The sequence below is a fragment of the Nocardia sp. NPDC056100 genome (assembly GCF_042266325.1).
In the GTDB taxonomy this organism is placed as follows: domain Bacteria; phylum Actinomycetota; class Actinomycetes; order Mycobacteriales; family Mycobacteriaceae; genus Nocardia.
In genome coordinates this window covers 101333-127447 of sequence record NZ_JBHJVY010000003.1, presented here as the reverse complement: position 1 = coordinate 127447, position 26115 = coordinate 101333, and the positions used below count along the sequence as shown (strand labels likewise).

Sequence of the window (26115 nt, the reverse complement as noted above, 5' to 3'; positions counted from 1 at the left end):
GGGTCAGGCCCTCCGGCGCTGGACGGCCACCAGGACGGCGGTGACGAAAGCAGCTGCCAGCCAGGACAGCAGTGAAGCCGAAGACCACCATTGCGGGTGGAAGCCGATGGCGTCCTGCACCTTTGTCCACAGGTTCGCCCACCACGGCACCGAGCCCGGATTGCACAGCTGGTACACGACGAAGCCGATGATCCAGGGCAACAGCATGAATGGGCGAGCGGGCGCGGTTTGCGACAGATTCCAGCCCTGCCTGCTGGTGCCGAAGAAATAGTCGATGATCAGCACGGCACTCAATGGCACGAACACCGAGCCGATCAGATAGAGGAAATTGCCGTAGTCGGTGAAATCGCGCACCGGCAGAGCCAGCAGCGTGACCAGCACGCCGACGCCCAATGCCAGCAGTCGGCGATCCACGCGCGGCAGCAGATTCTGGATCGACATGGCCGTGGAGTAGACGTTCGCGAAGGACTGATCCGATTCGCGCAGCACCAGCACCGCGAAGAATGCCCAGCCCGCCGTCACACCGAGCAGGGTGTCGAAGATATGGTTCACATCCCCGCCTGCCTGGAGTATCGCGAGGATGCCGAGCAGGTAGCACCAGAACTGCCCGATGGAATAGCCGAGCGTCGCCGCGCCCGCCGCACCGCGTGCCGAACGCGAATGCCGGGTGTAGTCGGCGGCCAGCGGTACGAACGACACCGAGACGGCGAGGGTCGCGTCGACAGCGGGGAAGAATCCGCTCCAACTGGTGTTCGGAAGTTCCGGAACCGGTTGCCGCAGTAGCTGAATGGTGAAGTACACCAGGGCGATGCCGACCGCGATCGAGACGTACTTGCGCAGAATGTGCAGCACGCGCAGCGGCCAGATCGCCATGACGGTGCACAGAATGCCCGCCGCGATGATGACCAGCGCGTGCGGAGCGCGGTCATCGGTGAGCGCGGAGACACCGAGTGCGATGACGGTCAGTTCGAAAACGCCCCAGCCGATGCACTGCACGATGTTCGCGGCGGTGGGCAGATAGGAGAGCTTGGTGCCGAAGAGCCCGCGCAGTACCGCCATGGCGGGCGCGCCCGTGCGGGTGCCGACGGCTCCGGTTCCGGCGACCATGGCGATACCGGCGACGGTGCCGACGAGGGTGGCCAGCAACGCACCCGCGATCGACAGCGGCGGGTGTCCGTTGGGCAGCAGCACCGTGGCCGCACCGCTGAACCCGATCAGGCTGACGCCGAGATTCAGCCAGAAGGCTGCCTGGTCGCTGAAGCTCAGCGTGCGCGGCGGCTCGGTATCGAGCAGCAGCGGCGCTTCTCGGCGGTCGGGCGGTACAGCGGGTATAGCGGTGGTCATGACCAGTGATGCTACGGGTCATCCCGGGCAAATCGGGCGGCTGCCTGCGGCGACGGATTGCCCCGGCCCGCGCTGCCGCTACAGGCAGACCACTATCCGGTCGCGGTTGCGCGGGTCGACGCGAATCGAAAGTATGCCGCCCACAGTGATTCTCGGGCGGATGACCGGTTCCACGTCGAAGACGATGCTGCCGCGATAGGTCTCGGATCCGGGCACCACCAGTTCCAGATCGAGTTCGGTGATCTCGGTGCAGTGGTCGGTGCGCATGAGCCGGTGCACGCCCTCGATGGTGGCCCAGCCCTCCAGGCCGTGCCGCCGGAGTTGGCGGTCGCTGTGCGAGGGGCGCTGTGCCAGCAGCATTCCGATGCCGAGGAAGGTGCCGAACATGCCGACCAGCACGATGATCTGGAGCGGCAGCGTGCCGGGCGGGGTGAGCGGCACCAGCCAGGCCAGCCAGACGCAGAGCGTGACGAGGTACGCGACGGTGACGCCGAGTACGGTGCGAGAAATACGCGCGTGGTCCATCGAGACCCTCCAACCACGGCTTGCGGAACTCCAGGATAGTCCGAATATTCCGTATGGGTGGGGGATCGGGCGAGGTCAGGCTGTTGTGCGGACTCAGGCGGTGGTGCGCAGCGCGGTGAGCGCGTCGAGATCGAGGGGCAGCACCATGCCGTCCAGTTCGAGGGTTACCTGCCCGGCGTACGTGCCGGTCGTCTCGTAGCGCCCCTCGCGCAAGCCGAAGGTGGTCAACCGCACCGACCCGTCGGTCTCCAGCAACCAGTAGTGCTCGATACCGGCCTCGGCGTACTCGGTGAACTTCATGATCCGATCGGTGCGCCGCGATCCGGGCGATACGATCTCGATGGCCGCCAACACATCTGGGGGATACACCCGGGTCGCGTGCGCCGCCCCGGCCGCACCGCCCACCACCAGCACATCCGGCACCCGCACCGTCGGCGGATGGGTCTCCTCGATCACCAATTCCACCCGCGCCAGCGCCGCCACCCGCCGCGGCAGCGCCGGTTCCAGCTGAGCGGCCAAGCGCCACACCGCGAGTTGATGCCGCGGCGGCTGCGGCGCCACCAGCAGCACCCCGTCCACCAGTTCGCGGCAGGAACCGCGCTCATTGGGTAGCGCCGACCACTCCGCCAGCGTCAATAGGTGATCGGGCCAGGACACAACGACTTTCACCGTCTCCGCGGAACTCGACCGAACCATGGAACCAGTGTTCCACGGTCGGCAACCGTACAGCGACGTTTCAACACCGCCGGCTAACCCTTGAGCCGCAGCACCGCCAGCACCCGCCGATGATGCAGATCCGACGGCGGCAACTCCAGCTTGGTGAAGATATTGCCGATATGCTTCTCCACCGCCCGCTCGGTCACCGTGAGCGCCTGCGCCAGCGCCGAATTCGACAGCCCCTGCGCCATCAACTCCAGCACCTCGCGCTCGCGCGGGGTGAGCCGGGCGAGCGAATCCTGTTGCCGGGCCGCACCCATGAGCTGACTCACCACTTCCGGATCGAGGGCGGTGCCGCCGGTCGCGACCCGCTGCAACGCGTCGACGAAATCGCCGATATCGGCAACCCGGTCCTTGAGCAGATAGCCGACGCCACCCGCACCGGAGGCGAGAAGTTCAGTGGCATAGCGGGTTTCGATCCACTGCGAGAACACCAGCACCCCCGTCTCGGGATGACTGCGGCGCAATGCCAGCGCCGCCAGCAGGCCCTCATCGGTGAAGCTGGGCGGCATGCGCACATCCACCACCGCCACATCGGGCCGGTGCTCGGCCACCGCCGCGGACAGGCCGTCCGCCTCGCCGACCGTGGCCACCACCTCGTGACCGCGATCGGTGAGCAGCGCGGTCAGCCCGTCCCGCAGGATCGCGTTGTCCTCGGCGATCACCACGCGCAGTCGATCGGGGGTGCTCATGCTGTCCTCTCGATTGTCGTACGGGGCGGCCGGTTTTCGACGGGCACTACGGTCCCGCCACCGGCAACACCATGGTGACCACCGTGGGTCCGCCGACCGGACTGTCCACCAGCAGCGACCCGTCGACCGAGCGGGCACGCGCCGCCAACCCCGAAAGCCCGCCCGCCACAGCGGTTTCACCCGGGCGCTCCACCGGTTGCAACGCACCGCCCTGTCCGTTGTCCCGCACGCTCACCGCAAGCGCGTCCGCGCCCTGCGGCAGCACCGCCACCCAGATACGGTTCGCGCCAGCGTGTTTCACCACATTGGTGAGCATTTCCGCGACCGAGAAATAGGCGATGGCCTCGATCGCCGGACTGGGCCGGATCGGCAGCAGCACCCGCAGTTCCACCGGAATGGCGCAGCGCGCGGCCAAGGTCTCCAGCGCCGCTTCCAGACCCAGATCCAACGCGGGCGGATGGATACCGCGCACCAGTTCGCGCAGTTCGGTCAGGGCTTCCTTGGATCCGGTGCGGGCCTGCGCGACGAGTTCGGTGGCGTCGCCGCCGCTCGCGAGGCGCTCCTCGGCGCGGCCCAGCATCATGGCGATACTGACCAGGCGTGCCTGGGTGCCATCGTGCAGATCCCGCTCCAGGCGGCGCAGCGTCGCGGTGGAATCGTCCACGGCGGCCCGGCGGCTCTCCTGCAATTCGAGCACCCGGCGATCCCCGGCCGTCGGCGCGAGCAGCCAGAGCGCGAACAAGCCGTGCAGCCAGCAGACGAATCGGAACAGCCACGGCAGCAGGAAACAGCCGAGCACACCCAGTGCGGCGAAACCGAGTACGCGCGGCCAGGTATCGAGGAAGTACTCGTTGAACTGGATCATCGAGTGATGCTCGACGCCGTTCTCATCCACATTGGTGGGATTGAGCAGGGCCCACGGAATGGGGGAGAGAGCGGTGAACCCGACCACCGCCACCACGACCAGCAGCCCATACCCCAGCACCATGCCGAACAGGCACTGGATGAGAAGGAAAAGCAGTGCGCGCCACGAGGTCCGATCGGTGTAGGCGCTGCGGAACCAGCCCAGCACCCCCGGCCGGTAGGTGAACGGCTGCGGTTCCGGCATCGGATTGTTCAACAGCACCGCGTTCAGTACGCGATAGACCCGGCCCCAGACCCGGCCGCCGAGAATCACGCAGGCCAGCACGGGAATTCCGATCAATACGATGATCGAATACACGCCGCCGGCGAAGCCGACGAAAAGGTATGCGGCCGCGATACATCCGAGTACGAAGGCGATGATCAGGTACGCGAATTCCTTCCACGCCCGCGCCTGGAACGGGGCCAGCAGAAAGGCGCGCAGCATGTCGCCCGGGCTCGCGGGTGGCGGTGCGGGTTCCGGGTCGGGCATGCCGAGCACGATAGTGGGGAGTGCGGCCGTCTCGTTCATACCTCTCATCGTGGCCGGGCGGCCGATTCGGAACGAGGGAGCAGGCCCGTAAATCCGGGGTGTGGCCAGCACGAAGACCTAGCATCATGTGCATGAGCTATCAACCGCCGCCGCCGGGGTATCAGCCCCCGCCCGGCTATTACGGCGCACCGCCGCCGGATCATCCGCAGGCCGTCACCGTGCTGGTGCTCGGCATTCTCAGCCTGGTGCTGTGCCAGGTCATCGGACCTGTGGCCTGGGTCATGGGCCGTCGCGTCCGCGACGAGATCGACGCCTCGCGGGGCACCATCGGTGGTCGCGGCATGGTGAACGCCGGATACATCTGCGGCATCATCGCCACGGGTCTGCTGGTGTTCGTCGTGCTGATCGTGGTCCTGAGCATCGTGATCGGCGTCGTCGGCAGTACGACGAATTAGGCGCGACCTCCGGACAGCGCGGGAAGGGCAGTGCTGACCTGCCATTACGATGGCGCGAGTGAGTTCCGCCAGTACCGACGATCCACTCGCCCCCGAAGCCGACGGCCCCGAGGGCGATCCGGCCGGTCCCACCGAATGGGGTGAGCATCCGCACGGCGTCGGCCCGTGGCGGGACGAATACGGCACCGAACCCCCGGACGATCCGCGCCTGGACCCGGAACTGCTCGCACACGGCGACCGGCGCAATGTGGTGGACGCGTACCGCTATTGGACCCGCGAGGCGATCGTCGCCGATATCGACAGCCGCAGGCATTCCTTCCACGTGGCCATCGAGAACTTCGGGCACGACGCGAATATCGGCACGGTGGTGCGCACCGCGAACGCCTTCGGCGCGGCGGCCGTGCACATTGTCGGGCGCAAACGCTGGAATCGGCGCGGGGCCATGGTCACCGACCGCTATCAGCACATTCACCATCACGCCGATACCGCCGAACTGCTGAAATTCGCGATCGCCCATGACCTGACGGTGGTGGCCGTGGACAACGTCCCGGGTTCGGTTCCGCTGGAAACCGCCGATCTGCCCCGCGATTGCCTGCTGCTGTTCGGCCAGGAGGGTCCGGGCGTCACCGAGGCCGCCAAAGACGCCGCCCTGCTGACCGTTTCGATCGCGCAATTCGGTTCCACCCGCAGTATCAATGCGGGGGTCGCAGCCGGTATCGCGATGCACGCCTGGGTTCGGCAACACGCCGACCTGCGAACGGCGTGGAAGTGACTACCGCCACGGCAATTGGACAAGGTTGGTAACAAATCAGCCACGGGGTGGGGTGTGGCCCTGGCACGATATGTCCTATGACTTCGCGGACCGGGCGCAATATCGAGCCGACGGCCGCGCTCTGGGCGGAGCGCGCCGATCTGGCGGAGTCCGCGATCGTGTCTCGGCACCTGCGGACGCTGTGGGGTATGCCGGGTACGGCCCTGGGCGTGGTCGGCTGGCCCGCGACCAAGCGGGAACGCGGGTTCGCGAACTGGCACTACTGGTGGCAGGCGCATCTGATCGACTGTGCGGTGGACGCCGCCAATCGCGCGCCGACGCCGGTGCGGCAGAAGCGGATCTGGTCGATCGCGCACGCCATGCGGTTACGCAATATCAGCGGGTGGACCAATAACTACTACGACGATATGGCCTGGCTGACAATCTCTTTGGAGCGGGCCGAGCGCACCCAGGGCGTCGAGGAGGTGCGCGGTGCGCTGCTGCAGTTGAGCAATGAGCTGTACACCGGATTCGAAACGCAGTTCGGCGCGGTGCCGTGGCGTAAGGGTTCGGACTTCTTCAATGCCCCCGCGAACGGTCCGGTCGGCATCGCGATGGCCCGGCTCGGCCGCTACCCGCGCGCCCAGGAAATCTCCGACTGGCTCGACGACAACCTGCGCGACAAGGACTCCGGGCTCATCTTCGACGGCATCCACCTGCCCTCCGGTGAGGTCGAACGCCCCACCTACAGCTACTGCCAGGGCGTGGTGCTCGGCCTGGAAACCGAACTGGCCGTGCACACCGGCGAACCCCGGCATGTGGATCGCGCGGTCCGCCTGATCGCCGCGATCGAGGAACATATGGTCGGCGGCGGCATCGTCATCGGCGGTGGTGGCGGCGATGGCGGGCTGTTCAACGGCATTCTCATCCGCTATCTGGCGCTGGCCGCGGTCATGCTGCCCGGCGATGAGACCGAACAGGTGAACGCGCGCCGCACCGCGGCCGCGATCGTGCGCAAATCGGCCACCGCGGCCTGGGAGAACCGTCTGGAAGTGGAGGGCGAACCGCTCTTCGGCCCGGATTGGCGATTACCCGCGCGACTACCCGGCGTTTCGGGTGCGGGCCGCTTCGAGGGCGGTTCGGTCTCGGCTTCGCGCACTCCGGAACGTGATCTGTCCGTACAGCTTTCGGGCTGGAAACTCATGGAGGCCGCGCACACGGTCACCGCCGCGGGACTCTGAGGTCTCAGTCGTTGCGGCCGATGACATGCATCGGGACCGTCTCGCACTCCGCGTCGAGTTCGAAATCCTCTGCGGGCCGCGACATTTCCGCACGGTACTGGCGCACGCCCACGATCGTGCCCAGGATCAGCCCGACCACCAGCGTGCCGATCACCGCGGGCATCAGCCAGGACACGTTCTCCAGGAAACTGCCCGCGTAATAACCGACCAGCAGCAGCACCGGGGCCCAGATGATGGCGCCCACCGTCGAGGCGATCGTGTACTTGCGATGGTCCATTCCGGCCGCACCCGCGACCAGCGGGCACAGCGTGCGCACCCACGGAATCCAGCGTGCCACCAGCACCGCCAGGAATCCGTGGCGATGTAGTAGCTCGGCCACCCGGGCCAGATTCCGGGTGTTGATGTATTTACCGTTCTTGCGCGCCACCAGGTGATGTCCGGTGCGCTGCCCGATCACATAGCCGACCTGATTACCGGCGATGGCCGAGATCATGGTGCCGACCGCCAGCGCCCACACGTGCATCTCACCGGTGGCCTGCGAGGCCAGCACGACACCGGCGGTGATGAGCATCGAATCACCGGGCAGGAACAGCCCGATGATCAGCGCGCATTCCAGGAAGACAAACGTGAGGACGACGGTCCACACGAGCACCGGCCCAGCTGTCTCGAGCGGCCCGAAGGCGCTCAGAGCGTGGGTTAGCGGGGTGGTCGACACCGATGGCTCTAGCGGTTCGGCTCGTTCGACGTGGCGGCCAGCTCCGCCTCGGCGCCGCGATTGCGGACGTTCTTCACCACGGTGACGATGCCCGGCAGGATCGAGACGAACACGATGAGCAGGAAGATCGCCTCGACATTCTTACGAATGAATTCGACATTGCCGAGGAAGTAGCCGAGCACGGTGACGCCGCCGCCCCACAGGATCGCGCCGACGATGTCGAAGGTGACGAACTTGCGGTAGTCCATCTTCGATACGCCCGCCAGCACCGGCATGAAGGTGCGCACGATGGGGACGAAGCGAGCCAGAATGATGGTCTTGGGACCGTGCTTCTCGAAGAATTCGTGCGTCTCGGTGACGTACTTCTTCTTGAAGAAGCGGCTGTCCTCCTTCTGGAACAGCGCGGGCCCGATGGCCCGGCCTATCCAATATCCGGACTGGTCGCCGAGGAACGCGATCAGCACGACCGCGGGCAGCAGCACCCAGATGGAGACCGGCGGATTCGCCTGGGCGCTCAGCAGACCGCCAGTGAACAGCAGCGAATCGCCCGGGAGAATCGGGAACAGCAGGCCCGTCTCGATGAAGACGATCACCAAGATCGCCGGGAGCACCGCGTTCTTCAGCCAGGTCTCCGTAAGGAGATGCATGGGATCGAGAATCGCGGGGAGCGCGACGTTGGTCGTCACGGCATCGGACACGGCCAGCAAGGTCACGGGCACCACCCTACCGGTGAATGCGGTCCATCACAGAATGTCTCACAGCGTCCGCTCAGGATGTTCGGTCCGAGGCCACCGACTGTGTCGAAACCACACTGCCTTAGGGTGTCGCCTGACAGAATTTGTTGTACACAGCACACCACTACGGAGGTCATTGTGCCCATCGCGACTCCGGAGATCTACGCCGAGATGATTGCTCGGGCCAAGGAGAACTCCTTCGCGTTCCCCGCGATCAATTGCACGTCGTCCGAGACGATCAACGCCGCGATCAAGGGCTTCGCCGACGCGGGCAGTGACGGCATCATCCAGTTCTCCACCGGCGGAGCCGAATTCGGCTCGGGCCTGGGCGTGAAGAGCATGGTGACCGGCTCGGTCGCGCTCGCCGAATTCGCGCACGTGGTGGCCGCCCAGTACGACATCACCATCGCGCTGCACACCGACCACTGCCCGAAAGACAAGCTGGACGGGTTCGTTCGCCCGCTGATCGCGATTTCGGCGGAGCGCGTGAAGTCGGGTCTGAACCCGCTGTTCCAGTCGCACATGTGGGACGGCTCCGCGATTCCGATCGACGAGAACCTGGAGATCGCCAAGGAACTGCTCAAGCAGTGCCATGCCGCGAACATCATTCTCGAGGTCGAGATCGGCGTCGTCGGCGGTGAAGAGGACGGTGTCGAGGCGGAGATCAACGACAAGCTCTACACCTCCCCCGAGGACTTCCAGAAGACCATCGACGCGCTCGGCGCGGGCGAGAACGGCAAGTACCTGCTCGCCGCCACCTTCGGCAATGTGCACGGTGTGTACAAGCCGGGCAATGTGGTGCTCAAGCCCGAGGTGCTCGCCGAGGGTCAGCGCGTCGCGGCCGCCAAGCTGGGCCTGGGCGCGGACGCGCAGCCGTTCGACTTCGTCTTCCACGGCGGTTCCGGCTCGCTCAAGTCCGAGATCGAGGATTCGCTGCGCTACGGCGTGGTGAAGATGAACGTCGACACCGACACCCAGTACGCGTTCACCCGCCCGGTCGCCGGTCATATGTTCGCCAACTACGACGGCGTGCTGAAGATCGACGGTGAGGTCGGCAACAAGAAGGTGTACGACCCGCGCAGCTACCTGAAGAAGGCCGAAACCTCCATGGCCGCGCGTGTGCAAGAGGCGTGCAACGACCTGAAGTCGGCTGGTCGCTCCATCAGCGCCAAGTAAGGTAGCTCCGAGGCCGGAAAACTCCGGCCCAGTGAGCAGAGCCCGCCGTGGTGGCCAGGTGCTGCCGCGGCGGTTCGCTTTTCTATACGAGGTGCAGCGCAATGACTCTCGATGTGCGGGTCCTCGGGCCTGTGCAAGTGCTGGTCGGCGGCCGTCCAGTGCTGGTCGGCGGCCCCAAGCCACGTGCACTGCTGGCCGCGTTGACGGTGAACCGGCGGCGTGCGGTGTCGTCGCAGGCGCTGGCGGACATCGTCTGGAATGACGAGCCGCCGGACTCCTATCAGGCCAGCCTGCAGGTGTTCGTCTCCAATATCCGTAAGACGCTGCGCAACGCGGGCGTCGATCCGGGCACGGTGCTGCGCACCGAATCGTCCGGGTACCGGCTCGAAATCTCCGATGAGCATTGCGATCTCGGACGGTTCGAGAGCATTCGGCGTTCGGGTACCGAGGCCGCGAACCAGGGCGATCATGAGCGCGCCGCGCGGCTGTACGCGGATGCGCTGGCGCAGTGGACCGGTCGCGCCCTGGACGATCTGTCCGGGCTGTCGTTCGCCGAAAGTTTCGCCACCGCAATGGATGAGGAGCGACTGCTGGTCGCCTCCGCGCGCGTGGACGCCGAAATCGCCTGCGGGCGTGCGTCCGCCGTGGTCGGCGAACTGGTCGCGATGACCAACGCGCATCCGCTGCGCGAACCGCTGTGGGCGCAGCTGATCACGGCGCTGTACCTGTCCGGGCGGCAGGCCGACGCGCTCGAGGCGTGCCGCCGGGTGCGCGGGGTGCTGTCCGATGAACTCGGCATCGATCCGGGACCGGCGATCATCGCGCTGGAACAGCAGGTGCTGCGCCAGGAACCGCTGCAGACCGGGCAGATCGCCGAGGTCGAGCGGATGGCCAAGGCCATGACCGAGACGGTCACCGAAATGCCGCGCGCGGTGCGGGCCGGGCAATTGCTGACCGCCGAGGGCCGGATGATTCCGATCGCGGTGGGCGGAATGAAGATCGGCCGCATGACCGATAACGATCTGGTGCTCGACGATCCCAAGGCCAGCCGGTACCACGCGCAGATCACGCCCAGCCGGGCCGGACTGCTGATCAAGGACCTCGGATCGGCGAACGGGGTCTACATCAACGAGCAGGCCATCGAGAGCGCCGCGGTGCTCGCCGACGGTGACGCCATCCGGATCGGGGCGACGGTGTTCGTGTTCCAGGCGGTGCGCTGAGCCTGGCTCGAGGTCAGGCCCCGGCCTTGGCCAGCAGCTCCACCGCCTCGCGCAGCGCCTGCCGGTCCTCGGTGTCGGGTGGTTTGTAGCCGCCGCTCACCGTGACGGTGACGATATCGCCCGCGCGTAGCTGTAGATCGTCCAGGCACATGGGTAGCAGGCCGACGAAGAGCCGGTGTTCCTTGCAGGTCAGGATGATGTGCGAGGTATGCCTGCTGGTGAGGTAGGCCAGCTCCTCGGCCAGTTCGGCGCTGATGGTCCCGGTCAGGGTCACGTCCTGCACGTACACCTCTCCACTGTATTACCCTGCTGCCCAGTTGGTTTCGGTTCGCGGAGATCCGGGCCGCGGCACGCCGGATATCGATTTCGGTTGATCTTGGGCGAGTGCCCGCTGTTCGCCGCCCGCCGCGGGTAGGGTCTCCTGCCGGATGTGTCCGATGAGCCCGAATGGCGAGAGGTTGGTGCATGGCCGAACGGCTGCTCGCCGCGGTGGGAGCAATGGTGTTCGGGGCCGGCGCGCTGGTCGGCGCGCACCCCGCGACCGCCCTGGCGGCCCCCGCGGAACACGGTGCGGTGGAAGGGATTCCGGGCATCGGACCCTGCCACACCGATCCCGCCCCGGTACACGAATCGCTGGTGCCGAAAACCATCGAGGTGCCGATCACCTATCCGGTCGTCACCGTCGACCCCGGACCGCCGGTGGAGAACACCAAGCGGATCGATATGGAGCTGCCCGGCGATCCGTGCGTCAACCCCTGCCCGGATCTCACCGATCTGCCCGCCCCGCCGCCGAGTCTCAATGAGCAACTGGGCATTCCGCGCCTCATCCTGCATCCGCAGCCGTTCAATTTCGCCTTCCCCAACCCGAATCCGCCCGCCGTACCGCCCGGACCCGAACCCGCGCACCCCGGCGTCGAAGCCGCGCCGCTGACGCCCGCCCGGGCCATGCCGCAGGTCACCGACGTCCGCGAGGTCGCCAAGCTGACCGGGGCCAATTCCATCAACCGCACCGATAAACGCTGGCAGGTGCAGGGCACCGACCTGGGCATCATGTGGGAGAGCGCACCCGGCGAGATCGCCATCGCCTTCGGTGACACCGTCGGCCACGACTTCCATCCGCCCGGCGGTATGGGCGAGGACTGGCGCAGCAATCTGCTCGCCTTCAGCACCGACAAGAACCTCGCGGACGGCGTCACCTTCGACAGCATGGTCACCGACTCGCGCTGTCACGCCACCGAACTGCTGTCCAGCAAGAAGCTCGACAATATCGAGATCACCACCATCCCGACCTCCGGCTTCGCGCTCGGCGACCGGCAGTACATGAGCTACATGTCCATTCGCACCTGGAACAGCATCCCGGGCACCTGGTACACCAACTACGGCGGCATCGCCTATTCCGACGATCACGGCCGCACCTGGACCAAGGACGCACACGCCAAGTGGGACAACATCTTCGGCGTCTCCAACTTCCAGGTCTCGGCCATGGTCCCGGCGGGCGACTACGTCTACATGTTCGGCACGCCCAACACCCGCCTGGCCTCCGTCGGCCTGGCGCGGGTGCCGAAGGATCAGGTGCTCAACACCACCGCGTACCAGTACTGGCGCGATGGTGAATGGACCCCGGTCGGCGGATACACCTCCGCCACACCGATTGTCGACGCTCCGGTGGCTGAGCTGTCCGTGCGCTACGACGCCGTGCGCAAGATCTGGCAGATGAGTTACCTGGACACCGCGAAAGCGGCTCTCGTTGTGCGCGAATCGGATTCACCGCAGGGCGTCTGGTCCCCGGGCGCGGCGACGGTGAGTGCGATGCAATTCCCGGAACTCTACGGCGGTTTCATCCACCCCTGGTCGACCGGCAACGAGCTCTACTTCACCATGTCGACCTGGAGCGACTACAACGTCTACCTGATGCACGCCACGCTGAATTGACGCGAAAGGCGGCACCGCGATCGTATCGCGATGCCGCCCAGGCGGTTTCAGTGCGTCAGGAGAGCCGGACTTCGGCGACTGCGCGGCCGAAGAGCTTCTTGCCCTCCGAGGTAGCGCCGAGAACGATGGTGGCGGAGCCGGTTTCGGCGTCCACCGACTTCACCTTGCCGGTGAAATCGACGAAGGTCGGCGCGGTCGGCTCCACCGGGACGAAGCCGGAGAAGCGCACGCTGAACTTGCTCAGCGCGGCCGGATCGCCGAGCCAGTTCACCAGGTAGCTGGCGGTCAGGCCCATGGTGAGCATGCCGTGCGCGACCACGGTCGGCAGGCCGACCAGCTGGGCGGCGGCATCGCTGAAGTGGATCGGGTTCGGATCGCCCGAGACGCCCGCGTAATTCACCAGATCGCCGCGGGTGACGGGCACCTTGCCGGGCGGCAGTTCGGTGCCCGCGGCCAGGGTCGCGGCGGTCGGGGTGGTCTGCACCGGCAGCGCGGGGGCGGGATCGCGCAATTCCGCGACATCCTCCGGCGCGAGCAGGATGAGCCCGGTCGGATCGGTGGCCTGATCCTCGGGGACATGGCCGTGCATGAGCACGCCCGAGACGGTCTCCACGGCGGCCGGATCGATCTCGACACCCTTGCGGGCCACGATGGTGGTGGTCGCGACCAGCACCGGCAGCGCGTCGGCATCGCTCATGGTCACCTTGACGGTGAGGAAGTCGTTATCGCCGTAGGAACGGATCTGCTCGATCAGCACATCGACCGACAGCAGGTCGTTGTCCAGGATCGGGCGGTGGTACTCGAAGATCTGATCGGTCTGCATGAACTGCGAGACGTCGTACTCGGTGAGCACGGAACCGATCAGCGAACGGGTGGTGGCGGCGCCGATGACGGACGCGAAGGTCGGCGAGGCCAGCAGCCCGGCGTAACCGAGCGCGAGCGCATCGTCCTCGCGGTGGTGGGCGGGATGGTGGTTGCGCACGGCGCGTGCGAACTCCCGGATCTTCTCCCGGCCGACGTCGTAATGGTCACGTACGCGAAAATGCCGACCGACCAGATCGGTGGCGGTGGTGGCGGCAATCGCCTCGGCCGTCTCCGGCATGGTTCAGCTCCCTGCACAATCGAAACCCGGTAGGACCGTGCCCGATCGGTGTCAGCACAAAACCACGGCTTACCGCCGGTGGAGGCGCCGACACCCCATCGTGGCTGGCCCAGACAATCTGCGCCATATTACTGGCGAGTCGGACTGTTGACCAGGTGTATGTGATGTTCGTCGCGGGCAGGGGCGCTAATGCGACACCCGCCCGATCAGAACATCTGCGCGAGGGTCCGATCCGTTAGTCGAGATCCGCTATCCGTTGGCCGGATCACAGACCTTCCACCCATCGGAGGTGCGCTGCAGGTCGAAGGTGCGCGCCGACTGCTTGGACGGATCCGCCTCGGTGTAGACGGTCGCCTGCGCCAGCGCGGCATCACCGGTGATGCGGATGGCATCCACACTCTTCACCACCGGAATGCTCTTCTGCTCCTTGGAAGTTCGATACACACCGGCGAACTGATCAGCCGAGATCTTCTGATAGAAGTCATGCTGCGCACCGCAGGTGATCCCGCGCAACTTCTCCAGATCCCCGGTCGCCAGCCCATCGGTGTAGGTAGAAATAGCGCCCTTCACCTGCGTCTCCGGCGAATCGTCCGACCCTCCGGCCACCATCACCACGATGCCGATGATCACCGCGACCACCACCGCCGCCGCGATCCCCGCCAGCAACAACACCCGATTCTTGCTTCCCGCACCGGCTTTCGCGGGCGCGGCATCGCTCTCACCCGCCGCGGGCACCCGCTGCGGCGTGGCAATCGGCCGCGGCGCACCCTGCCCATCCTGAGGCCGCTGCGATTCCTGACCCCACTGAGCATCCTGAGGCCGCTGTCCAACCCCCTGAACACCCGCCACTCCCTGCGCACCACCGGCTCCAGCCGCCGCGGCTCCGGCCAACCCCGGCGCCCCCACGCCACCCGGCTTGGTCATCGGCACGCCGCCCGGTCCACCCTGGGCAGGTCCGCCCTTACCCTGTGGCCCAATCTGTCCGGGTGCACCCTGGCCTTGCGGTCCACCCTGTCCGGGTCCGCTTTGGCTCTGCTGCCCGCGCTGTCCCGGTCCACCCGGCCCCTGGGGTCCACTTTGCGCAGGCCCACCGGGCCCTTGCGGCGCGCCCTGTCCGGGTCCGCCCTGTCCGTTCGGTCCCTGCGGCGGCGCGCCGGGTCCGACCCGCTGCGGCCCGGGCGGCATGGCCCTCGGCCCGCGAATCGGCACGGCGGGCGCGGTCGGCTGCATATCGGCGGGAGAGGGCGCACTGGCGGGTCGGCGCGGCGCATGCGGCGGTCGCGGCGGTGCGGGCCGAGTCTCCTCGACCGCTCCACCCTGATCCGGCGCACCCCCGCGCGGCCCCACATTCCTGGGCCCCTGATTCATCCGAGGCGAAGCGGGCGGCTTGCTCACAGCCCGCCCCTGCGGCCCGGAAACCCGCATCTTCTCCGTCGCCTGATCCGGATTGACCACCGGCAACATGGTGGTCGCATCCTCCGACCCCGCCGGAACCTGCTTCATCACAACGGTTTTCGAATCCGGCGACCCGGCGTCCCCGCCAGTCCCCGAAACTTCGTCAGGTCCCTGGGGCGCATCCTGATCGGCGGAGTCCTTCGTTCCCGCATCGGCCGATTCGCTCACGCCCCCGGCCGCAGCGGCATCCGCTCCCGGCTGTTCGTCGCCGGAAGTACCCTGTCCGCCGGCGGCCGACGTGCCGCCACTCGCGGCGGAGGCGTCGCCGGGCTGACCGGTGGGCGAAACGGGCTGTCCGGCAGCGTTATTCGGCTGACCGGAAGGGCCGCCCGCCTGCGCGCCGGAAGCGTCCGCGCGGGGGACGACCTTGAACTGAGTGGTGACATCCGCTGAGGGAGGCGGGTTTCCGGAGTCCGCCGCGTTCGCGCCACGACCCGAAGCCTCGCCCGCTCCGCTCGGCTGCGCGCCACCCTGCGGAGCAGGCGCACCCTGCTGCGCTGAGCCCTGCTGGTCGGCGGGACGGCTCTGTTGCGCCGCGCCCTGCTGGTCGGCCGGACGGTTTTGCTGCGCCGCGCCTTGCTGGTTCGCGGGGCTGCCCTGTCGCGCAGGGTCTTGCTGATTGGCCGCGCCGCCCTGTTGTGCCGCGCCCTGCTGGTTCGCGGTGCCGGGCTGCTGGCCTGCTTCCCCGCGCTGGGAAATTTCGCCCGGTTGGCCGGGTGCGCCCGGCCGGTTGGCTTCGTTCTGGTTCGCGGGTGCGGGGGCGTTACCGGGGGCGGGCGCGCTCGGCGCGCTCTGCGGCGCGCCCGACTGCGTGGGGGCACCTTGATTCGCGGCGGGCGCACCCTGATTCGCGGTCGGCTGCTGTCCGCCCGGTGTGTTCTCGGGGCGGGGGGTGGCGGGGATTCGGGTGGTGGGGCCTTCGGAGACCGGTTGGGCGGGCTCGTATTTGATGGTGGCGAAGCCCGGCTTGGCGGTGTGGATCACCTCGGTGGCCGCGGTTTCGGGGGCGGCTGATGTGTCCTTGTCGGCGCCCTTGCCGGGAGCTGCCTGGCGGGCAGGGTCCTGTGGCTGCTGGTCGTCGTTCGAGTCGGACACGCGCTACCCCTCGGTTCGGCGGAACTGTGATTCGACGGTCAGCCTACTGAGCATTCGCGCGGTCGGTGCAGAATGATCGGCATGACCTCCTTCGGTGATCTGCTCGGACCCCAGCCGGTACTGCTTCCGGAAAACACCGACGCCGAGGACGCGTTGCTGAACAAGCAGGACCCGGTAGTGGTCGCGGCCGCGCATCCGACAGCCTCCATCGCCTGGGCCCATCTGGCCGAAGGCGCCCTCGAGCGCGGCGATAACGAGGTGAACGCCGACACCCTCGCCGGGTACGCGTTCGCCCGCACCGGCTACCACCGCGGCCTGGACCTGTTGCGCCGCAACGGCTGGAAGGGTTTCGGCCCGGTGCCGTGGAGCCACGAACCCAATCAAGGATTCCTGCGCAGCGTCGGCGCGCTGGCCCGCGCGGCCCGCACCATCGGCGAGACCGACGAGTACGCGCGCTGCCTGGATCTGCTCGAGGATTGCGACCCGCGCGCCGCCGCCGAACTCGGTCTCGACTGATTTGAGCAGTGGCCTAGGCACCACGTTCGACGCCGCCAAGGACAGCGGCGTCACGCGCATGCGCACCGCCGCGAAGCGGGTGCGGTCCTCGCTGCTGCCGATCGTGCAGTGCGCGGTCGGCGCGGGCGTGGCCTGGTTCATCGCGCACAATATCGTCGGCCATCCGCAACCGTTCTTCGCGCCGATGGCCGCCATGATCTCGATCGGCGTCTCGTTCGGTGCGCGGTTGCGCCGCGCGGTCGAATTGATCGTCGGCGTCGCGGTCGGCATCGGCATCGGCGATCTGTTCGTCTCCTGGGCGGGGACGGGCATCTGGCAGATCTCGGTGCTGGTCATCTTCGCCATGTGCACGGCCGTATTCCTGGACGGTGGCCCGGTCATCACCATGCAGGCCGCGTCCTCGGCGGTGCTGGTGGCGACCCTGCTGCCGCCGGCGAGCGGCAATTCGAATCTGCGCATCATCGACGCACTGGTCGGTGGCATGGTCGGCATCGTGGTGGTGGCGGCGATCCCGTTGCATCCGGTGCGCCGCGCCCGGCAGCAGGCCGCGGACATTCTCGGCGTCATGGGCAACTCGCTGACCGAGTGCGCCGCGGGGCTTTTGGAGCATGACGCGGAGAAGATCAAGGTCGCGCTGGAGGCCGTGCGCGGCACCCAGAGCAATCTCGACACCCTGCGCAGCACCCTCGAGGGCGGCCGCGAGATCAGCAGAATCTCACCGCTGTACTGGAATTCGCGCGCCCGCCTGGAACGCCTGCGCGAGGTCGCGGACCCGCTGGACAATGCCGTCCGCAATTCACGAGTCCTGCTGCGCCGCGCCCTGTCCCTGGTACGCGATGACGAAATCCTGGATCCGCGACTGACTCTCGAAGTCGAACGGCTCGGCCAGGCCGTGGATATGGTGCGCCAGATGGTGCTCGCGGATCCGGGCGATCAACCCGATGCCGCCGAGGCCACCCGCGTACTGCGCACGGTCGCCAAGGGCGCGACCAAGGATCTGGTGGACGGCGCGGGCATCTCCGCGCACGTGGTGTTCGCGCAGATCCGGTCGATCGTGGTGGATCTCATGCAGGTGTGCGGGATGCGCAGGCTTTCCTCGATCGCCATGCTCCCGCCGACCGTCCCGAATCCGTATGTGACACCGGTCGATTGAGTCGGCTCAGCGCCAGAAACGCGTCAGCGTCGAACCGAAATCCGACCAGATCGACGGCACGCCCGACAGTTCGAACAGCGCCCGAATCCCGTTGAAGAACGCGATATTGATCTGCGGCACGAACAGCAGCGCCACCAGGATCAGAATCCCGTACGGCTTGATCTGATCCATCGATCGCCGCGTCTCATAGCTCAGCGACGGTTCCAGAATCCCGTACCCGTCCGTGCCCGGCACCGGGATCAGATTGAGCACGGTGGCCATGATCTGCAGGAACGCCAGATAGCTCAGCCCGAACCAGAACGCGGCATGCGAATACGAACTGCCCCACAGCTTCACGATGATCAACAGCACGATCGCGCACAGCAGATTGGACGCCGGTCCCGCACCACTGAGAATCCGCCGGATTTTCGCGCTGAAACTGTTCGAGTTCACGTACACCGCACCACCCGGCAGCGCGAACCCGCCGATCGCGATGAACAGCAGCGGCAATCCGATCGACAGCAGCGGATGACTGTATTTGAGCGGATTCAAGGTGAGGTACCCGCGCAACTCGACTTCGCGGTCCCCGGCGCGATACGCGACGAAGGCGTGCGCGAACTCGTGCAGGCAGATGGACACCACCCAGCCCGCCACCACCATCAGGAAAACCCCGAATTTCGCCTGATTGGACAGCAGATCCGCGGTCCAGGCCACCACCCCGCCCGCCACCGCGATCGCGACGACGAGCAGGAACACCGGGCTCGGGCGCACCGCCCCCGAGGCACGGCCGATCGCGCGAGGACTACTCATCGGACTCCTTGAATGGACCCCGGATGCACCGGGTGAAGATCAGCGGACCAGCAACCACGGCTCATGATGCCGGTAGAACGTGGATCGCCGCACCGGCTTATCGGTGGTGATGCCGTCCCGGGTGACGATCGCGCCGCGCGTGCCGAGTTGCATGGCACGCCCCTGCGCCCAGCGTTTCTTACCGAGGATCCCGCGTTGCGCGCTGGCGTGCAGCCCGGGCATCTCCAGTGTCGGTGACACCAGCAGCGCCGAGACCTTACCGGTGAACAACCGCGTGTCGTCCACGTACGCTTCGCCTTCGAGCTTCTCACCGTTCTCGCCGACCAGGGTGGCGCGGCCGATCAGCACCTTGCCGGTGTCATCGCGAATGAGCGGGGTCTCGGTCGGCTTACCTTCCAGCGCGCGCTTGGCGGCGGCGGATCCGGTGCCGGTTTCGTAGGCGCGTGAACCGTAGGTGCGGTCGACGGGGACGTAACCGATTTCGACGCCGAGGCGTTCGGTGCGCATCAGATGGGTGAGCACGGCCGCGAGTCCGGCGTCCTCACCGAGCACGATGAGCCGCGGCAGACTGTCGGCGGCCATCACGGGCAGCAACTCGTCCAGCACATTGGTGTCCGGTATGGCGGAAGTCTGGGTGAGCGGTAGCGAAGCGAGTGCGATCGGTACGGGTGCGCCGTCGCAGCGGAGAACATGGGTACTCAACTGCCGTACACCCTCCTCTGACCTGACAACACCATCGCCTCACTGCGCTCCTGCGGGCCGTCTTACCGGCCCGACTCCCCGTGCCACCATAGCCCCGGTTCATTTGCGGCGCCGCCTTCGAAGCCCACCCGTTACGTCGGTTTCGTCCCGTGCCGGGTCGCGAACCTGGGCGTATTCGAGCATCTACTAGACTGTGCCTCCGGCCACCGCCTTCTGACGGCGGGTAGCTGCAGCATCACCGATGCTGCGCGTCGAACCCGTAGGAGTCTTCTAATGCCGGCAATCGTGCTGATCGGCGCCCAGTGGGGCGACGAGGGCAAGGGCAAAGCGACCGACCTGCTCGGTGGCCGCGTCCAATGGGTTGTGCGCTACCAGGGCGGCAATAACGCGGGTCACACCGTGGTGCTGCCCAATGGCGACAACTTCGCACTGCATCTGATTCCGTCCGGCATTCTCACCCCCGGTGTGACAAACGTCATCGGCAACGGCGTGGTGATCGATCCGGGCGTGCTGCTCACCGAACTCGCGGGCCTGGAACAGCGCGGCGTGGACACCTCCCGCCTGCTGCTGTCCGCCGACGCGCACCTGATCATGCCGTACCACGTGGCCATCGATAAGGTCACCGAGCGCTTCCTCGGCAATAAGAAGATCGGCACCACCGGACGCGGCATCGGCCCCTGCTACCAGGACAAGGTCGCCCGCGTCGGCGTCCGCGTCGCCGACGTGCTGGATGAGAAGATCCTCACCCAGAAGGTCGAGGCCGCACTGGAATTCAAGAACCAGGTGCTGGTGAAGATCTACAACCGTCGCGCACTGGACCCGCAGCAGGTCGTCGACGAGGTGCTCGAGAAGGCCGAAGGCTTCAAGCACCGCATCTCCGATACCCGCCTGCTGCTCAACCAGGCGCTCGAGCGCGATGAGATCGTGCTGCTGGAGGGTTCGCAGGGCACCCTGCTGGACGTCGACCACGGCACCTACCCGTACGTCACCTCCTCCAACCCGACCTCGGGTGGCGCGGCGGTCGGTTCGGGCATCGGCCCCAACAAGATCGAGACCGTGCTCGGCATCCTGAAGGCGTACACCACCCGCGTCGGCTCCGGCCCGTTCCCGACCGAACTCTTCGACGAGTCCGGCGCGTACCTGGCCAAGACCGGCGGCGAGGTCGGCGTCACCACCGGCCGCGCCCGCCGCACCGGCTGGTTCGACGCCGTGATCGCCCGCTACGCCACCCGCGTCAACGGCATCACCGACTACTTCCTCACCAAGCTCGACGTGCTGTCCAGCCTGGACACCATCCCGATCTGCGTCGCCTACGAGATCGACGGTGAGCGGTTCGACGAAATGCCCACCACGCAAACCGATTTCCACCACGCCAAGCCGATCTACGAAGAGATGCCGGGCTGGTGGGAGGACATCTCCGGGGCGCGGACCTTCGACGACCTACCCGCGAACGCACAGGCGTACGTGCTGCGGCTGGAAGAGCTTTCGGGTGCGCGGATGTCCTGCATCGGCGTCGGCCCGGGCCGCGATCAGACGATCGTGCGCCACGACATCCTGAGTTGAGAGCGCGGGAGTAGATCCCGAGATCGTTTCTCTGTCTGAGAATTCCACCCCCGTTGCGTGAAAACGCAACGGGGGTGACTCATTTCAGCGGGGGTTCTTCAGTAGCAGGTCAGCGGGGCGAGCGGTTCGGCCGCGTGCGGGGTCAATGACGCGTAGGCCGCCGCGAGCGATTTCACCGCGACACGAATGTCGGCTTCCTCGTGCGTATATGGCAGTCGGAGGAATCGCTCGAACGCGCCCTGCACGCCGAAACGCGGTCCGGCGGCGAGTAATACGCCGTGGTTCGGGGCCGTCGCGGCCAAGGCGGTGGAGACCGGGGCGGGGAGTTGGGCCCACAGTGACATGCCGCCCGCGCCGGGGGAGACCCGCCAATCGGGCAGGTCCTCGGCGAGTGCCTCGAGCATCGCCGCCCGGCGGCAACGCAGTTGTTCCCTTCGCACGGTGAGGATTTCGTCCTCGTGCTGGAGCAGGTGCACCGTGGCCAGCTGATCCATGACCGGGGTGCCCAGGTCCACCGTGGAGCGGGTGCCGAGCAGTTTGGTGATCAGCGATTGATTCGCGCGCACCCAGCCGACGCGCAGACCGCCCCAGAAGGATTTCGAGGCCGAACCGATGGTGACGATCTCCGAACCGCGTGCGAATGACGCTGCGGGCGGCATGATTTCGTGATCGGTGAGATGCAGGTCGACCATGGATTCGTCGACGATCACCGTCATGCGGGTTTCGCGGGCGATGGCGGCCAGTTCGGCGCGACCCTCGGCGGGCAGCAGCAGTCCGGTCGGATTGTGGTAATCCGGCACCAGATACGCGACGCTGGCCGCGGTTTGCCTTGCGGCACTGCGGATTCCATCCAGATCCCAGCCGTCCGGGCGCAATGGCACCGGCACCGGGCGCGCACCGACATCGCGGATCGCCTCGATGGCGTTCGGGTACGAAGGGTGCTCGATCAGCACGCGTTCGGCCGGTGTGGTGAGCACATTGAGCAGCAATCGCAGCCCGTGCTGTGCGCCGAGCGTGACCAGGATCTGATCCGGATCGGTCGGCAGGCCGCGCTCGGTGTACCGGCGGGCCAGCGCCTCGCGCAGCATGAGCATGCCGACCGGGTCCATGCCGTGCGTGCCCAGATACGTCGGAAGTCCTTGTAGCGCAGTGGTATACGCGTCCGTCATCTCGATCGGCGCGGACATGGCCGCGTACGTCATATCGATGGTCGGGAGTTCGGGCTGCGCCATCATGGCGAGCAGGCTGCGCGCGGGTTTGGTGCCGTCGTGCACCACGGTCGGCGGCAGCGCGACCGTACTGCGTGAACCCTGCCTGCTGATCAGATAGCCGTGTTCGCGCAGCAGCGCGTACGCGGAGGTCACCGTGGTGCGGCTGACATGCAGGCTGGTGGCCAGATCGCGCTCACTGGGCAGCGCGACGCCCAGGGGTGCGCGGCCGTCGTGGATGAGCAGTCGAATGCTCTCGGCCAGCGCCACGTACGCGGGCCTGCTGCTGCGTTTGGTCTCGGCCGCCGGGGAGCCGGGCTCGTCCTGCCGCCAGCGCCCCAGGTCGCGGGTGAGGCTGGCTGCCCCGATCACTCGTATCGCCATAAAGGCCAGTATCCGGGTACTGGATATTTTCTTCAAGTCCAGCGGGGGCCACCATCGAATAATGATCGCAATGCTCATCTCCCTGCTGGTTGTCGCGGCCTTCGCCGGAATCGTGTACCGGTTCGCTCCCACGCCGGATGAGCGTTGGGGTGCACTGCTGGAGAAGTACCGCCCGCATGCGCCGATGTCGGACTGGTCGGTCGCGGAATACGACGGGGCCAGGCAGTACGCCGACCTCGCCGCCGCCTACGCGCATCAGGACGAGCCACCGGCCGTGCTGGTTGCACAGCGGACCCGGCTGACCGGGCGCGGCCGCTCACCACTGCCGCATCTAGCGAAGATCCCCTGCCGTGAGGAAACAGTCCAGTTCTAGGTAACTGGTCTGAAGTGGCTGCCGCGCATGGATGCTGGCCATCCGGAACTGGACTTGTCGGTACCCCGGTGCACACTGGCTCTATGTCGCACCCGGACCGCCCGCTCGCCTCGGCGGCGCTCTTCGATACCGCGATCGGCACCTGCGCCCTCGCCTGGAGCGCCGCCGGTGTGCTGCGCTTCGCCCTCCCCGAGGCGGATCCGGAAGACACTCGCGCGTACATCCTGCGCAGGCACCGCGTCTACGACGTCCGCGAAGCCGAACCCACCCCCGAGATCGCCGCGGCTATCGAGAAGATCCGCGCCCACCTCGCGGGTGATCTGGACGATCTCGACTGGATTCCGCTGGATGTGAGTCCGCTCAACGACTTCGACCGCGCCGTCTACGCGGTAACCCGGGCCATCCACCCCGGCCACACCCTCAGCTACGGCGATATCGCCAACCGCATCGGCGCTCCCGGCGGTGCGCAGGCCGTAGGCCAATCCCTGGGTCGCAACCCCATTCCCCTGATAGTCCCCTGCCACCGCGTCCTCACCGCCGACCATGCCCTGCACGGCTTCTCGGCCCCCGGCGGCATCAACACCAAACAGCGGCTGCTCGAAATCGAGCGCACCCCCGGCTTCGGCGAGCCCACGCTGTTCTGATTCGCGGGAACACCTCTCCGCTGATCTGTGAGAACGCCGGGCGCGTCCCATGATTCGGGATGAGAATGATCTGGATCGCGCGGGATGGCACGCATCCGGCGATCGTGCGAAGCGACGCGGGTGGGGATCCCGCGTGACACCAGGGAGGGCGCACGTGACAGATCCGTACCAGCAACGACCATTCAATGACCCGGCGGCATTCGGCGCGCCCGGGACCGGATCGGGAATGCCGTACCCGCAGACTCCCGGATTGCCTGTACCGCAACAGGTCTGGCCGCAGCCCGTGGCACAGCCCGCCCCGAACTTCCTGATCGCCATCGGCGATATCGCGGTGGTCGACGGCGCGGTGGTCACTCCGTCCGGAACGCTGCCGCTGCGCGGTGCCATCTGGACCGCGACCGATATGTCCCAAACGGCCGAACGCATCCCCGCCTACGCCGTGGTGCTGGCCATCCTCTTCTTCCCCCTCTGCTTCCTCGGCCTACTCTTCCTCCTCATCAAGGAACGAGTAATTGCCGGATATGTCCAGGTCACCGTGACCGGCGGCGGCCGCTTCCACTCCACCATGATCCCGGTCCAAGACCAGCAGACCTTCCCGATGGTCATGCACCAACTCAACTACGCGCGATCTCTCAGCGCGATGTGAATTGAGGGCGGCTCACCCACGAAAAATCGCCCGTGCCATACGAATTCGTATGGCACGGGCGATTCAGGGGTCTTACACGGTGACAAATCAGGCGTCTTCGCTCGTGTCAGAACGCGCCGCCCAGGAAGCCGCCGACAGCGCCACCTGCGACGCCGCCCGCGATACCGCCGAGGGCGGCCGCCGGGATGCCCGCCGCTGCGGCTCCGGCCGCGCCGCCGACCGCCGCGCCGATGAGGGCTCCGCCCGCGATACCGCCGGGGATGTCGATGGGGGCGGTCCAGGGCAGGACCGTCGCGCCGATGGTGCCGAGGGCTCCGCCCGCGACGCCGCCGATGATCGCGCCGACCACCGCACCGGGGACTGCGCCCGCGATGGCGGCGGGGACGCCCGCGCCGATCGCGCCGATCGTCGCACCCGCCGCGACACCGGCGAGGGTGCCCGCCGCGATGCGGTCGGACCGGCTCGGGTTGATGCCGATGGAGTTGAAGCCCGTGGCGATGGCTGCTTCGGCACCGGCGGCGACATTGTTCACCGTGTCCAGTGCCGGATTGGGCACGTCATCCGGTACGGGAGAGGTGAAGTCACCGAGTCGCAGCGTGCGCGGGGGCGGCGCGATGGGGGCGACCGGCTGCACGACGGTCGGCGCGTGCAACGTTTGCAGATCCACCGGCGGGGCCGGTGTCGTCTGCGGGATGGGCCGGAAGTTGGCCGGGACCGCGTAATCCGCCTGCGGCTGGGGTTGCGGCTGTGCCGGTGCGGGTGGCCGATTGGGGGTCGTCACACCCGGCTGGATCGGTCCGGGGCGCGCGCCCGCACGGTCGGCCGCCGGATACGTCACGCCGGGCTGCGACTGTCCGGCACCGAATTGCGGTGTGGGGAAAGCGGTTCCGGGCTGTCCCGGTTGCACACCGGGCTGCGCGCCCGGAGTGCCCGGTGCCAGGGTGCCGGGCGTGATCCCCGGTACCGCACCGGGTGCGAGATCACTGCCGGGAGCACTCCCCGGCGGCAGCACACCGGGCTGCGCATCCGTGCCGGAACTGCCCGACGGGCTGGATGCCGGTGCCGCACTGGGTGCTTCAGCGGTGCCGGAGCACGCCACGGCGAACGCGAGCGGCAGCGTGCCGAGGATCATGGCGCGGCGAACCGCGGTGTTGTTCACGAGCTGCCGACGGTTCACGCCGGATCACCACCCTCATCAGATTGAATCGATTGACCGAGCGATATGAAATTGACGAGTGCCAGCCGCTTCCGATGCCCCGACCGCTCACTGATTCGGTTCCCGCTGGCTATCTCGCCCCGTGGATGCCGCTGAGCTGGCGGTTAGATCGTGCGCGCTGATCGTCGAGGCAGGTGCCGGGTTGGAAACCTCGCACCCCGGCACGCCGAGACTCGCTGGTGCTCCGCAGTTCTCGGCCCGCGTGTCGAATTGAGCGCTGAGCTGCTTGGTTGGCCGCTCACCCTGGCCGCTGCGCCGCGTTCCGGTGCCACAGGCACATGATTGGACGTCGGCCACCGCTGTGCTGGGCCGATACACGTTGTCCGCCAGGCGAATTCGGTGCCGCCCGCGCCGGTGGGGCGCGGGCAGCCAGG

Annotated in this window: 26 protein-coding genes; 12 read left to right on the top strand and 14 right to left on the bottom strand. The window is 67.2% G+C overall.

The genetic code is table 11. The features are described from left to right. Window positions 1-3: 3 nt before the first annotated feature. From ACFC0O_RS22805 to ACFC0O_RS22785, 5 genes are all read right to left on the bottom strand, one after another. Window positions 4-1344 (bottom strand): purine-cytosine permease family protein, encoded by a 1341-nt coding sequence (locus tag ACFC0O_RS22805; RefSeq protein WP_375960990.1) that lies wholly within the window; start codon window positions 1342-1344, stop codon window positions 4-6. Between the two features lie 78 nt (window positions 1345-1422). Beyond that, the gene (locus ACFC0O_RS22800; protein ID WP_375960988.1) at window positions 1423-1869 is read right to left on the bottom strand and encodes a hypothetical protein; all 447 of its coding nucleotides are present in this window, start codon (window positions 1867-1869) and stop codon (window positions 1423-1425) included. A gap of 93 nt (window positions 1870-1962) precedes the next feature. After that, window positions 1963-2565 (bottom strand): Uma2 family endonuclease, encoded by a 603-nt coding sequence (locus ACFC0O_RS22795; protein WP_375960986.1) that lies wholly within the window; start codon window positions 2563-2565, stop codon window positions 1963-1965. 53 nt (window positions 2566-2618) lie between these two features. Continuing rightward, window positions 2619-3260, bottom strand: a complete 642-nt coding sequence (locus ACFC0O_RS22790) for a response regulator (RefSeq protein WP_375963734.1) — start codon at window positions 3258-3260, stop codon at window positions 2619-2621. A gap of 64 nt (window positions 3261-3324) precedes the next feature. Continuing rightward, complete coding sequence (locus ACFC0O_RS22785) at window positions 3325-4710, bottom strand: sensor histidine kinase (RefSeq protein WP_375960984.1); 1386 nt, start codon at window positions 4708-4710, stop codon at window positions 3325-3327. A gap of 92 nt (window positions 4711-4802) precedes the next feature. Here ACFC0O_RS22785 and ACFC0O_RS22780 point away from each other — a divergent pair, with 92 nt between their 5' ends. The 3 genes from ACFC0O_RS22780 to ACFC0O_RS22770 all read left to right on the top strand — a co-directional run bounded on the left by ACFC0O_RS22780 (window position 4803) and on the right by ACFC0O_RS22770 (window position 7118). Next, on the top strand, window positions 4803-5126 hold the full coding sequence (locus tag ACFC0O_RS22780; RefSeq protein ID WP_364636216.1) for a DUF4190 domain-containing protein: 324 nt from the start codon (window positions 4803-4805) through the stop codon (window positions 5124-5126). A 49-nt stretch (window positions 5127-5175) separates the two neighbouring features. Then, entirely contained in the window at window positions 5176-5898 is a 723-nt protein-coding gene (locus ACFC0O_RS22775; protein WP_375960982.1) for a TrmH family RNA methyltransferase, read from the top strand. Between the two features lie 77 nt (window positions 5899-5975). After that, on the top strand, window positions 5976-7118 hold the full coding sequence (locus ACFC0O_RS22770) for a glycoside hydrolase family 76 protein (protein WP_375960980.1): 1143 nt from the start codon (window positions 5976-5978) through the stop codon (window positions 7116-7118). A gap of 4 nt (window positions 7119-7122) precedes the next feature. Here ACFC0O_RS22770 and ACFC0O_RS22765 read toward each other — a convergent pair whose 3' ends face one another. After that, window positions 7123-7833, bottom strand: coding sequence for a DedA family protein (locus ACFC0O_RS22765; RefSeq protein WP_375960978.1), 711 nt, complete (start codon window positions 7831-7833; stop codon window positions 7123-7125). Between the two features lie 8 nt (window positions 7834-7841). Continuing rightward, the gene (locus tag ACFC0O_RS22760; protein WP_375963731.1) at window positions 7842-8531 is read right to left on the bottom strand and encodes a DedA family protein; all 690 of its coding nucleotides are present in this window, start codon (window positions 8529-8531) and stop codon (window positions 7842-7844) included. A 174-nt stretch (window positions 8532-8705) separates the two neighbouring features. Between ACFC0O_RS22760 and fbaA the strand changes: the two genes are divergently transcribed. Both fbaA and ACFC0O_RS22750 read left to right on the top strand, forming a co-directional pair. Further along, window positions 8706-9743: a class II fructose-bisphosphate aldolase gene (gene fbaA / locus ACFC0O_RS22755; protein ID WP_375960976.1), complete on the top strand. Its 1038-nt coding sequence runs from the start codon at window positions 8706-8708 to the stop codon at window positions 9741-9743. A gap of 101 nt (window positions 9744-9844) precedes the next feature. Further along, on the top strand, window positions 9845-10963 hold the full coding sequence (locus ACFC0O_RS22750; RefSeq protein WP_364636201.1) for a BTAD domain-containing putative transcriptional regulator: 1119 nt from the start codon (window positions 9845-9847) through the stop codon (window positions 10961-10963). Between the two features lie 13 nt (window positions 10964-10976). On the opposite strand, the gene ACFC0O_RS22745 is transcribed toward ACFC0O_RS22750, so the two are convergent. Further along, a complete protein-coding gene (locus tag ACFC0O_RS22745) occupies window positions 10977-11252 on the bottom strand; it encodes a hypothetical protein (RefSeq protein WP_364636198.1) in 276 nt (91 codons plus the stop codon). 176 nt (window positions 11253-11428) lie between these two features. On the opposite strand from ACFC0O_RS22745, the gene ACFC0O_RS22740 reads away from it, so the two are divergent. After that, window positions 11429-12895 carry a DUF4185 domain-containing protein gene (locus tag ACFC0O_RS22740; RefSeq protein ID WP_375960973.1) on the top strand — a complete coding sequence of 489 codons (1467 nt, stop codon included), beginning with the start codon at window positions 11429-11431 and terminating at the stop codon, window positions 12893-12895. A 55-nt stretch (window positions 12896-12950) separates the two neighbouring features. Here ACFC0O_RS22740 and ACFC0O_RS22735 read toward each other — a convergent pair whose 3' ends face one another. Together ACFC0O_RS22735 and ACFC0O_RS22730 are read right to left on the bottom strand one after the other, a co-directional pair. Then, window positions 12951-13997 carry a fused (3R)-hydroxyacyl-ACP dehydratase subunits HadA/HadB gene (locus ACFC0O_RS22735; protein ID WP_364636192.1) on the bottom strand — a complete coding sequence of 349 codons (1047 nt, stop codon included), beginning with the start codon at window positions 13995-13997 and terminating at the stop codon, window positions 12951-12953. 249 nt (window positions 13998-14246) lie between these two features. Continuing rightward, window positions 14247-16547, bottom strand: a complete 2301-nt coding sequence (locus tag ACFC0O_RS22730; protein ID WP_375960971.1) for a hypothetical protein — start codon at window positions 16545-16547, stop codon at window positions 14247-14249. 81 nt (window positions 16548-16628) lie between these two features. Here ACFC0O_RS22730 and ACFC0O_RS22725 point away from each other — a divergent pair, with 81 nt between their 5' ends. Continuing rightward, window positions 16629-17063 (top strand): DUF3151 domain-containing protein, encoded by a 435-nt coding sequence (locus ACFC0O_RS22725; RefSeq protein ID WP_375960969.1) that lies wholly within the window; start codon window positions 16629-16631, stop codon window positions 17061-17063. 58 nt (window positions 17064-17121) lie between these two features. Further along, window positions 17122-18216: an aromatic acid exporter family protein gene (locus ACFC0O_RS22720; protein ID WP_375963729.1), complete on the top strand. Its 1095-nt coding sequence runs from the start codon at window positions 17122-17124 to the stop codon at window positions 18214-18216. Window positions 18217-18222: 6 nt separating this feature from the next. On the opposite strand, the gene ACFC0O_RS22715 is transcribed toward ACFC0O_RS22720, so the two are convergent. Both ACFC0O_RS22715 and ACFC0O_RS22710 read right to left on the bottom strand, forming a co-directional pair. Then, window positions 18223-19005 carry a site-2 protease family protein gene (locus ACFC0O_RS22715; protein WP_375960967.1) on the bottom strand — a complete coding sequence of 261 codons (783 nt, stop codon included), beginning with the start codon at window positions 19003-19005 and terminating at the stop codon, window positions 18223-18225. Between the two features lie 39 nt (window positions 19006-19044). Next, window positions 19045-19707 (bottom strand): hypothetical protein, encoded by a 663-nt coding sequence (locus tag ACFC0O_RS22710; RefSeq protein WP_364649832.1) that lies wholly within the window; start codon window positions 19705-19707, stop codon window positions 19045-19047. A gap of 273 nt (window positions 19708-19980) precedes the next feature. Between ACFC0O_RS22710 and ACFC0O_RS22705 the strand changes: the two genes are divergently transcribed. Continuing rightward, complete coding sequence (locus ACFC0O_RS22705; protein WP_375960964.1) at window positions 19981-21270, top strand: adenylosuccinate synthase; 1290 nt, start codon at window positions 19981-19983, stop codon at window positions 21268-21270. A 98-nt stretch (window positions 21271-21368) separates the two neighbouring features. Here ACFC0O_RS22705 and ACFC0O_RS22700 read toward each other — a convergent pair whose 3' ends face one another. Continuing rightward, complete coding sequence (locus ACFC0O_RS22700) at window positions 21369-22862, bottom strand: PLP-dependent aminotransferase family protein (protein ID WP_375960962.1); 1494 nt, start codon at window positions 22860-22862, stop codon at window positions 21369-21371. Between the two features lie 61 nt (window positions 22863-22923). On the opposite strand from ACFC0O_RS22700, the gene ACFC0O_RS22695 reads away from it, so the two are divergent. From ACFC0O_RS22695 to ACFC0O_RS22685, 3 genes are all read left to right on the top strand, one after another. Further along, a complete protein-coding gene (locus ACFC0O_RS22695; RefSeq protein WP_375960960.1) occupies window positions 22924-23235 on the top strand; it encodes a hypothetical protein in 312 nt (103 codons plus the stop codon). An 83-nt stretch (window positions 23236-23318) separates the two neighbouring features. After that, window positions 23319-23879 (top strand): methylated-DNA--[protein]-cysteine S-methyltransferase, encoded by a 561-nt coding sequence (locus ACFC0O_RS22690; RefSeq protein ID WP_375960958.1) that lies wholly within the window; start codon window positions 23319-23321, stop codon window positions 23877-23879. 154 nt (window positions 23880-24033) lie between these two features. Then, on the top strand, window positions 24034-24525 hold the full coding sequence (locus ACFC0O_RS22685) for a hypothetical protein (RefSeq protein WP_375960957.1): 492 nt from the start codon (window positions 24034-24036) through the stop codon (window positions 24523-24525). Between the two features lie 106 nt (window positions 24526-24631). Here the strand turns inward: ACFC0O_RS22685 and ACFC0O_RS22680 are convergent, their stop codons facing one another. Then, window positions 24632-25702, bottom strand: coding sequence for a hypothetical protein (locus ACFC0O_RS22680; protein ID WP_375960955.1), 1071 nt, complete (start codon window positions 25700-25702; stop codon window positions 24632-24634). Between the last annotated feature and the right edge of the window lie 413 nt (window positions 25703-26115).

Coding starts and splice junctions, on each gene's coding strand:
- ACFC0O_RS22805 (WP_375960990.1), bottom strand. CDS start 1,344: ATGACCACCGCTATACCCGCTGTACCGCCCGACCGCCGAGAAGCGCCG.
- ACFC0O_RS22785 (WP_375960984.1), bottom strand. CDS start 4,710: ATGAACGAGACGGCCGCACTCCCCACTATCGTGCTCGGCATGCCCGAC.
- ACFC0O_RS22695 (WP_375960960.1), top strand. CDS start 22,924: ATGATCGCAATGCTCATCTCCCTGCTGGTTGTCGCGGCCTTCGCCGGA.
- ACFC0O_RS22690 (WP_375960958.1), top strand. CDS start 23,319: ATGTCGCACCCGGACCGCCCGCTCGCCTCGGCGGCGCTCTTCGATACC.
- ACFC0O_RS22750 (WP_364636201.1), top strand. CDS start 9,845: ATGACTCTCGATGTGCGGGTCCTCGGGCCTGTGCAAGTGCTGGTCGGC.
- ACFC0O_RS22780 (WP_364636216.1), top strand. CDS start 4,803: ATGAGCTATCAACCGCCGCCGCCGGGGTATCAGCCCCCGCCCGGCTAT.
- ACFC0O_RS22800 (WP_375960988.1), bottom strand. CDS start 1,869: ATGGACCACGCGCGTATTTCTCGCACCGTACTCGGCGTCACCGTCGCG.
- ACFC0O_RS22770 (WP_375960980.1), top strand. CDS start 5,976: ATGACTTCGCGGACCGGGCGCAATATCGAGCCGACGGCCGCGCTCTGG.
- ACFC0O_RS22720 (WP_375963729.1), top strand. CDS start 17,122: ATGCGCACCGCCGCGAAGCGGGTGCGGTCCTCGCTGCTGCCGATCGTG.
- ACFC0O_RS22740 (WP_375960973.1), top strand. CDS start 11,429: ATGGCCGAACGGCTGCTCGCCGCGGTGGGAGCAATGGTGTTCGGGGCC.
- ACFC0O_RS22705 (WP_375960964.1), top strand. CDS start 19,981: ATGCCGGCAATCGTGCTGATCGGCGCCCAGTGGGGCGACGAGGGCAAG.
- ACFC0O_RS22700 (WP_375960962.1), bottom strand. CDS start 22,862: ATGGCGATACGAGTGATCGGGGCAGCCAGCCTCACCCGCGACCTGGGG.
- ACFC0O_RS22795 (WP_375960986.1), bottom strand. CDS start 2,565: ATGGTTCGGTCGAGTTCCGCGGAGACGGTGAAAGTCGTTGTGTCCTGG.
- ACFC0O_RS22775 (WP_375960982.1), top strand. CDS start 5,176: ATGGCGCGAGTGAGTTCCGCCAGTACCGACGATCCACTCGCCCCCGAA.
- ACFC0O_RS22725 (WP_375960969.1), top strand. CDS start 16,629: ATGACCTCCTTCGGTGATCTGCTCGGACCCCAGCCGGTACTGCTTCCG.
- ACFC0O_RS22715 (WP_375960967.1), bottom strand. CDS start 19,005: ATGAGTAGTCCTCGCGCGATCGGCCGTGCCTCGGGGGCGGTGCGCCCG.
- ACFC0O_RS22735 (WP_364636192.1), bottom strand. CDS start 13,997: ATGCCGGAGACGGCCGAGGCGATTGCCGCCACCACCGCCACCGATCTG.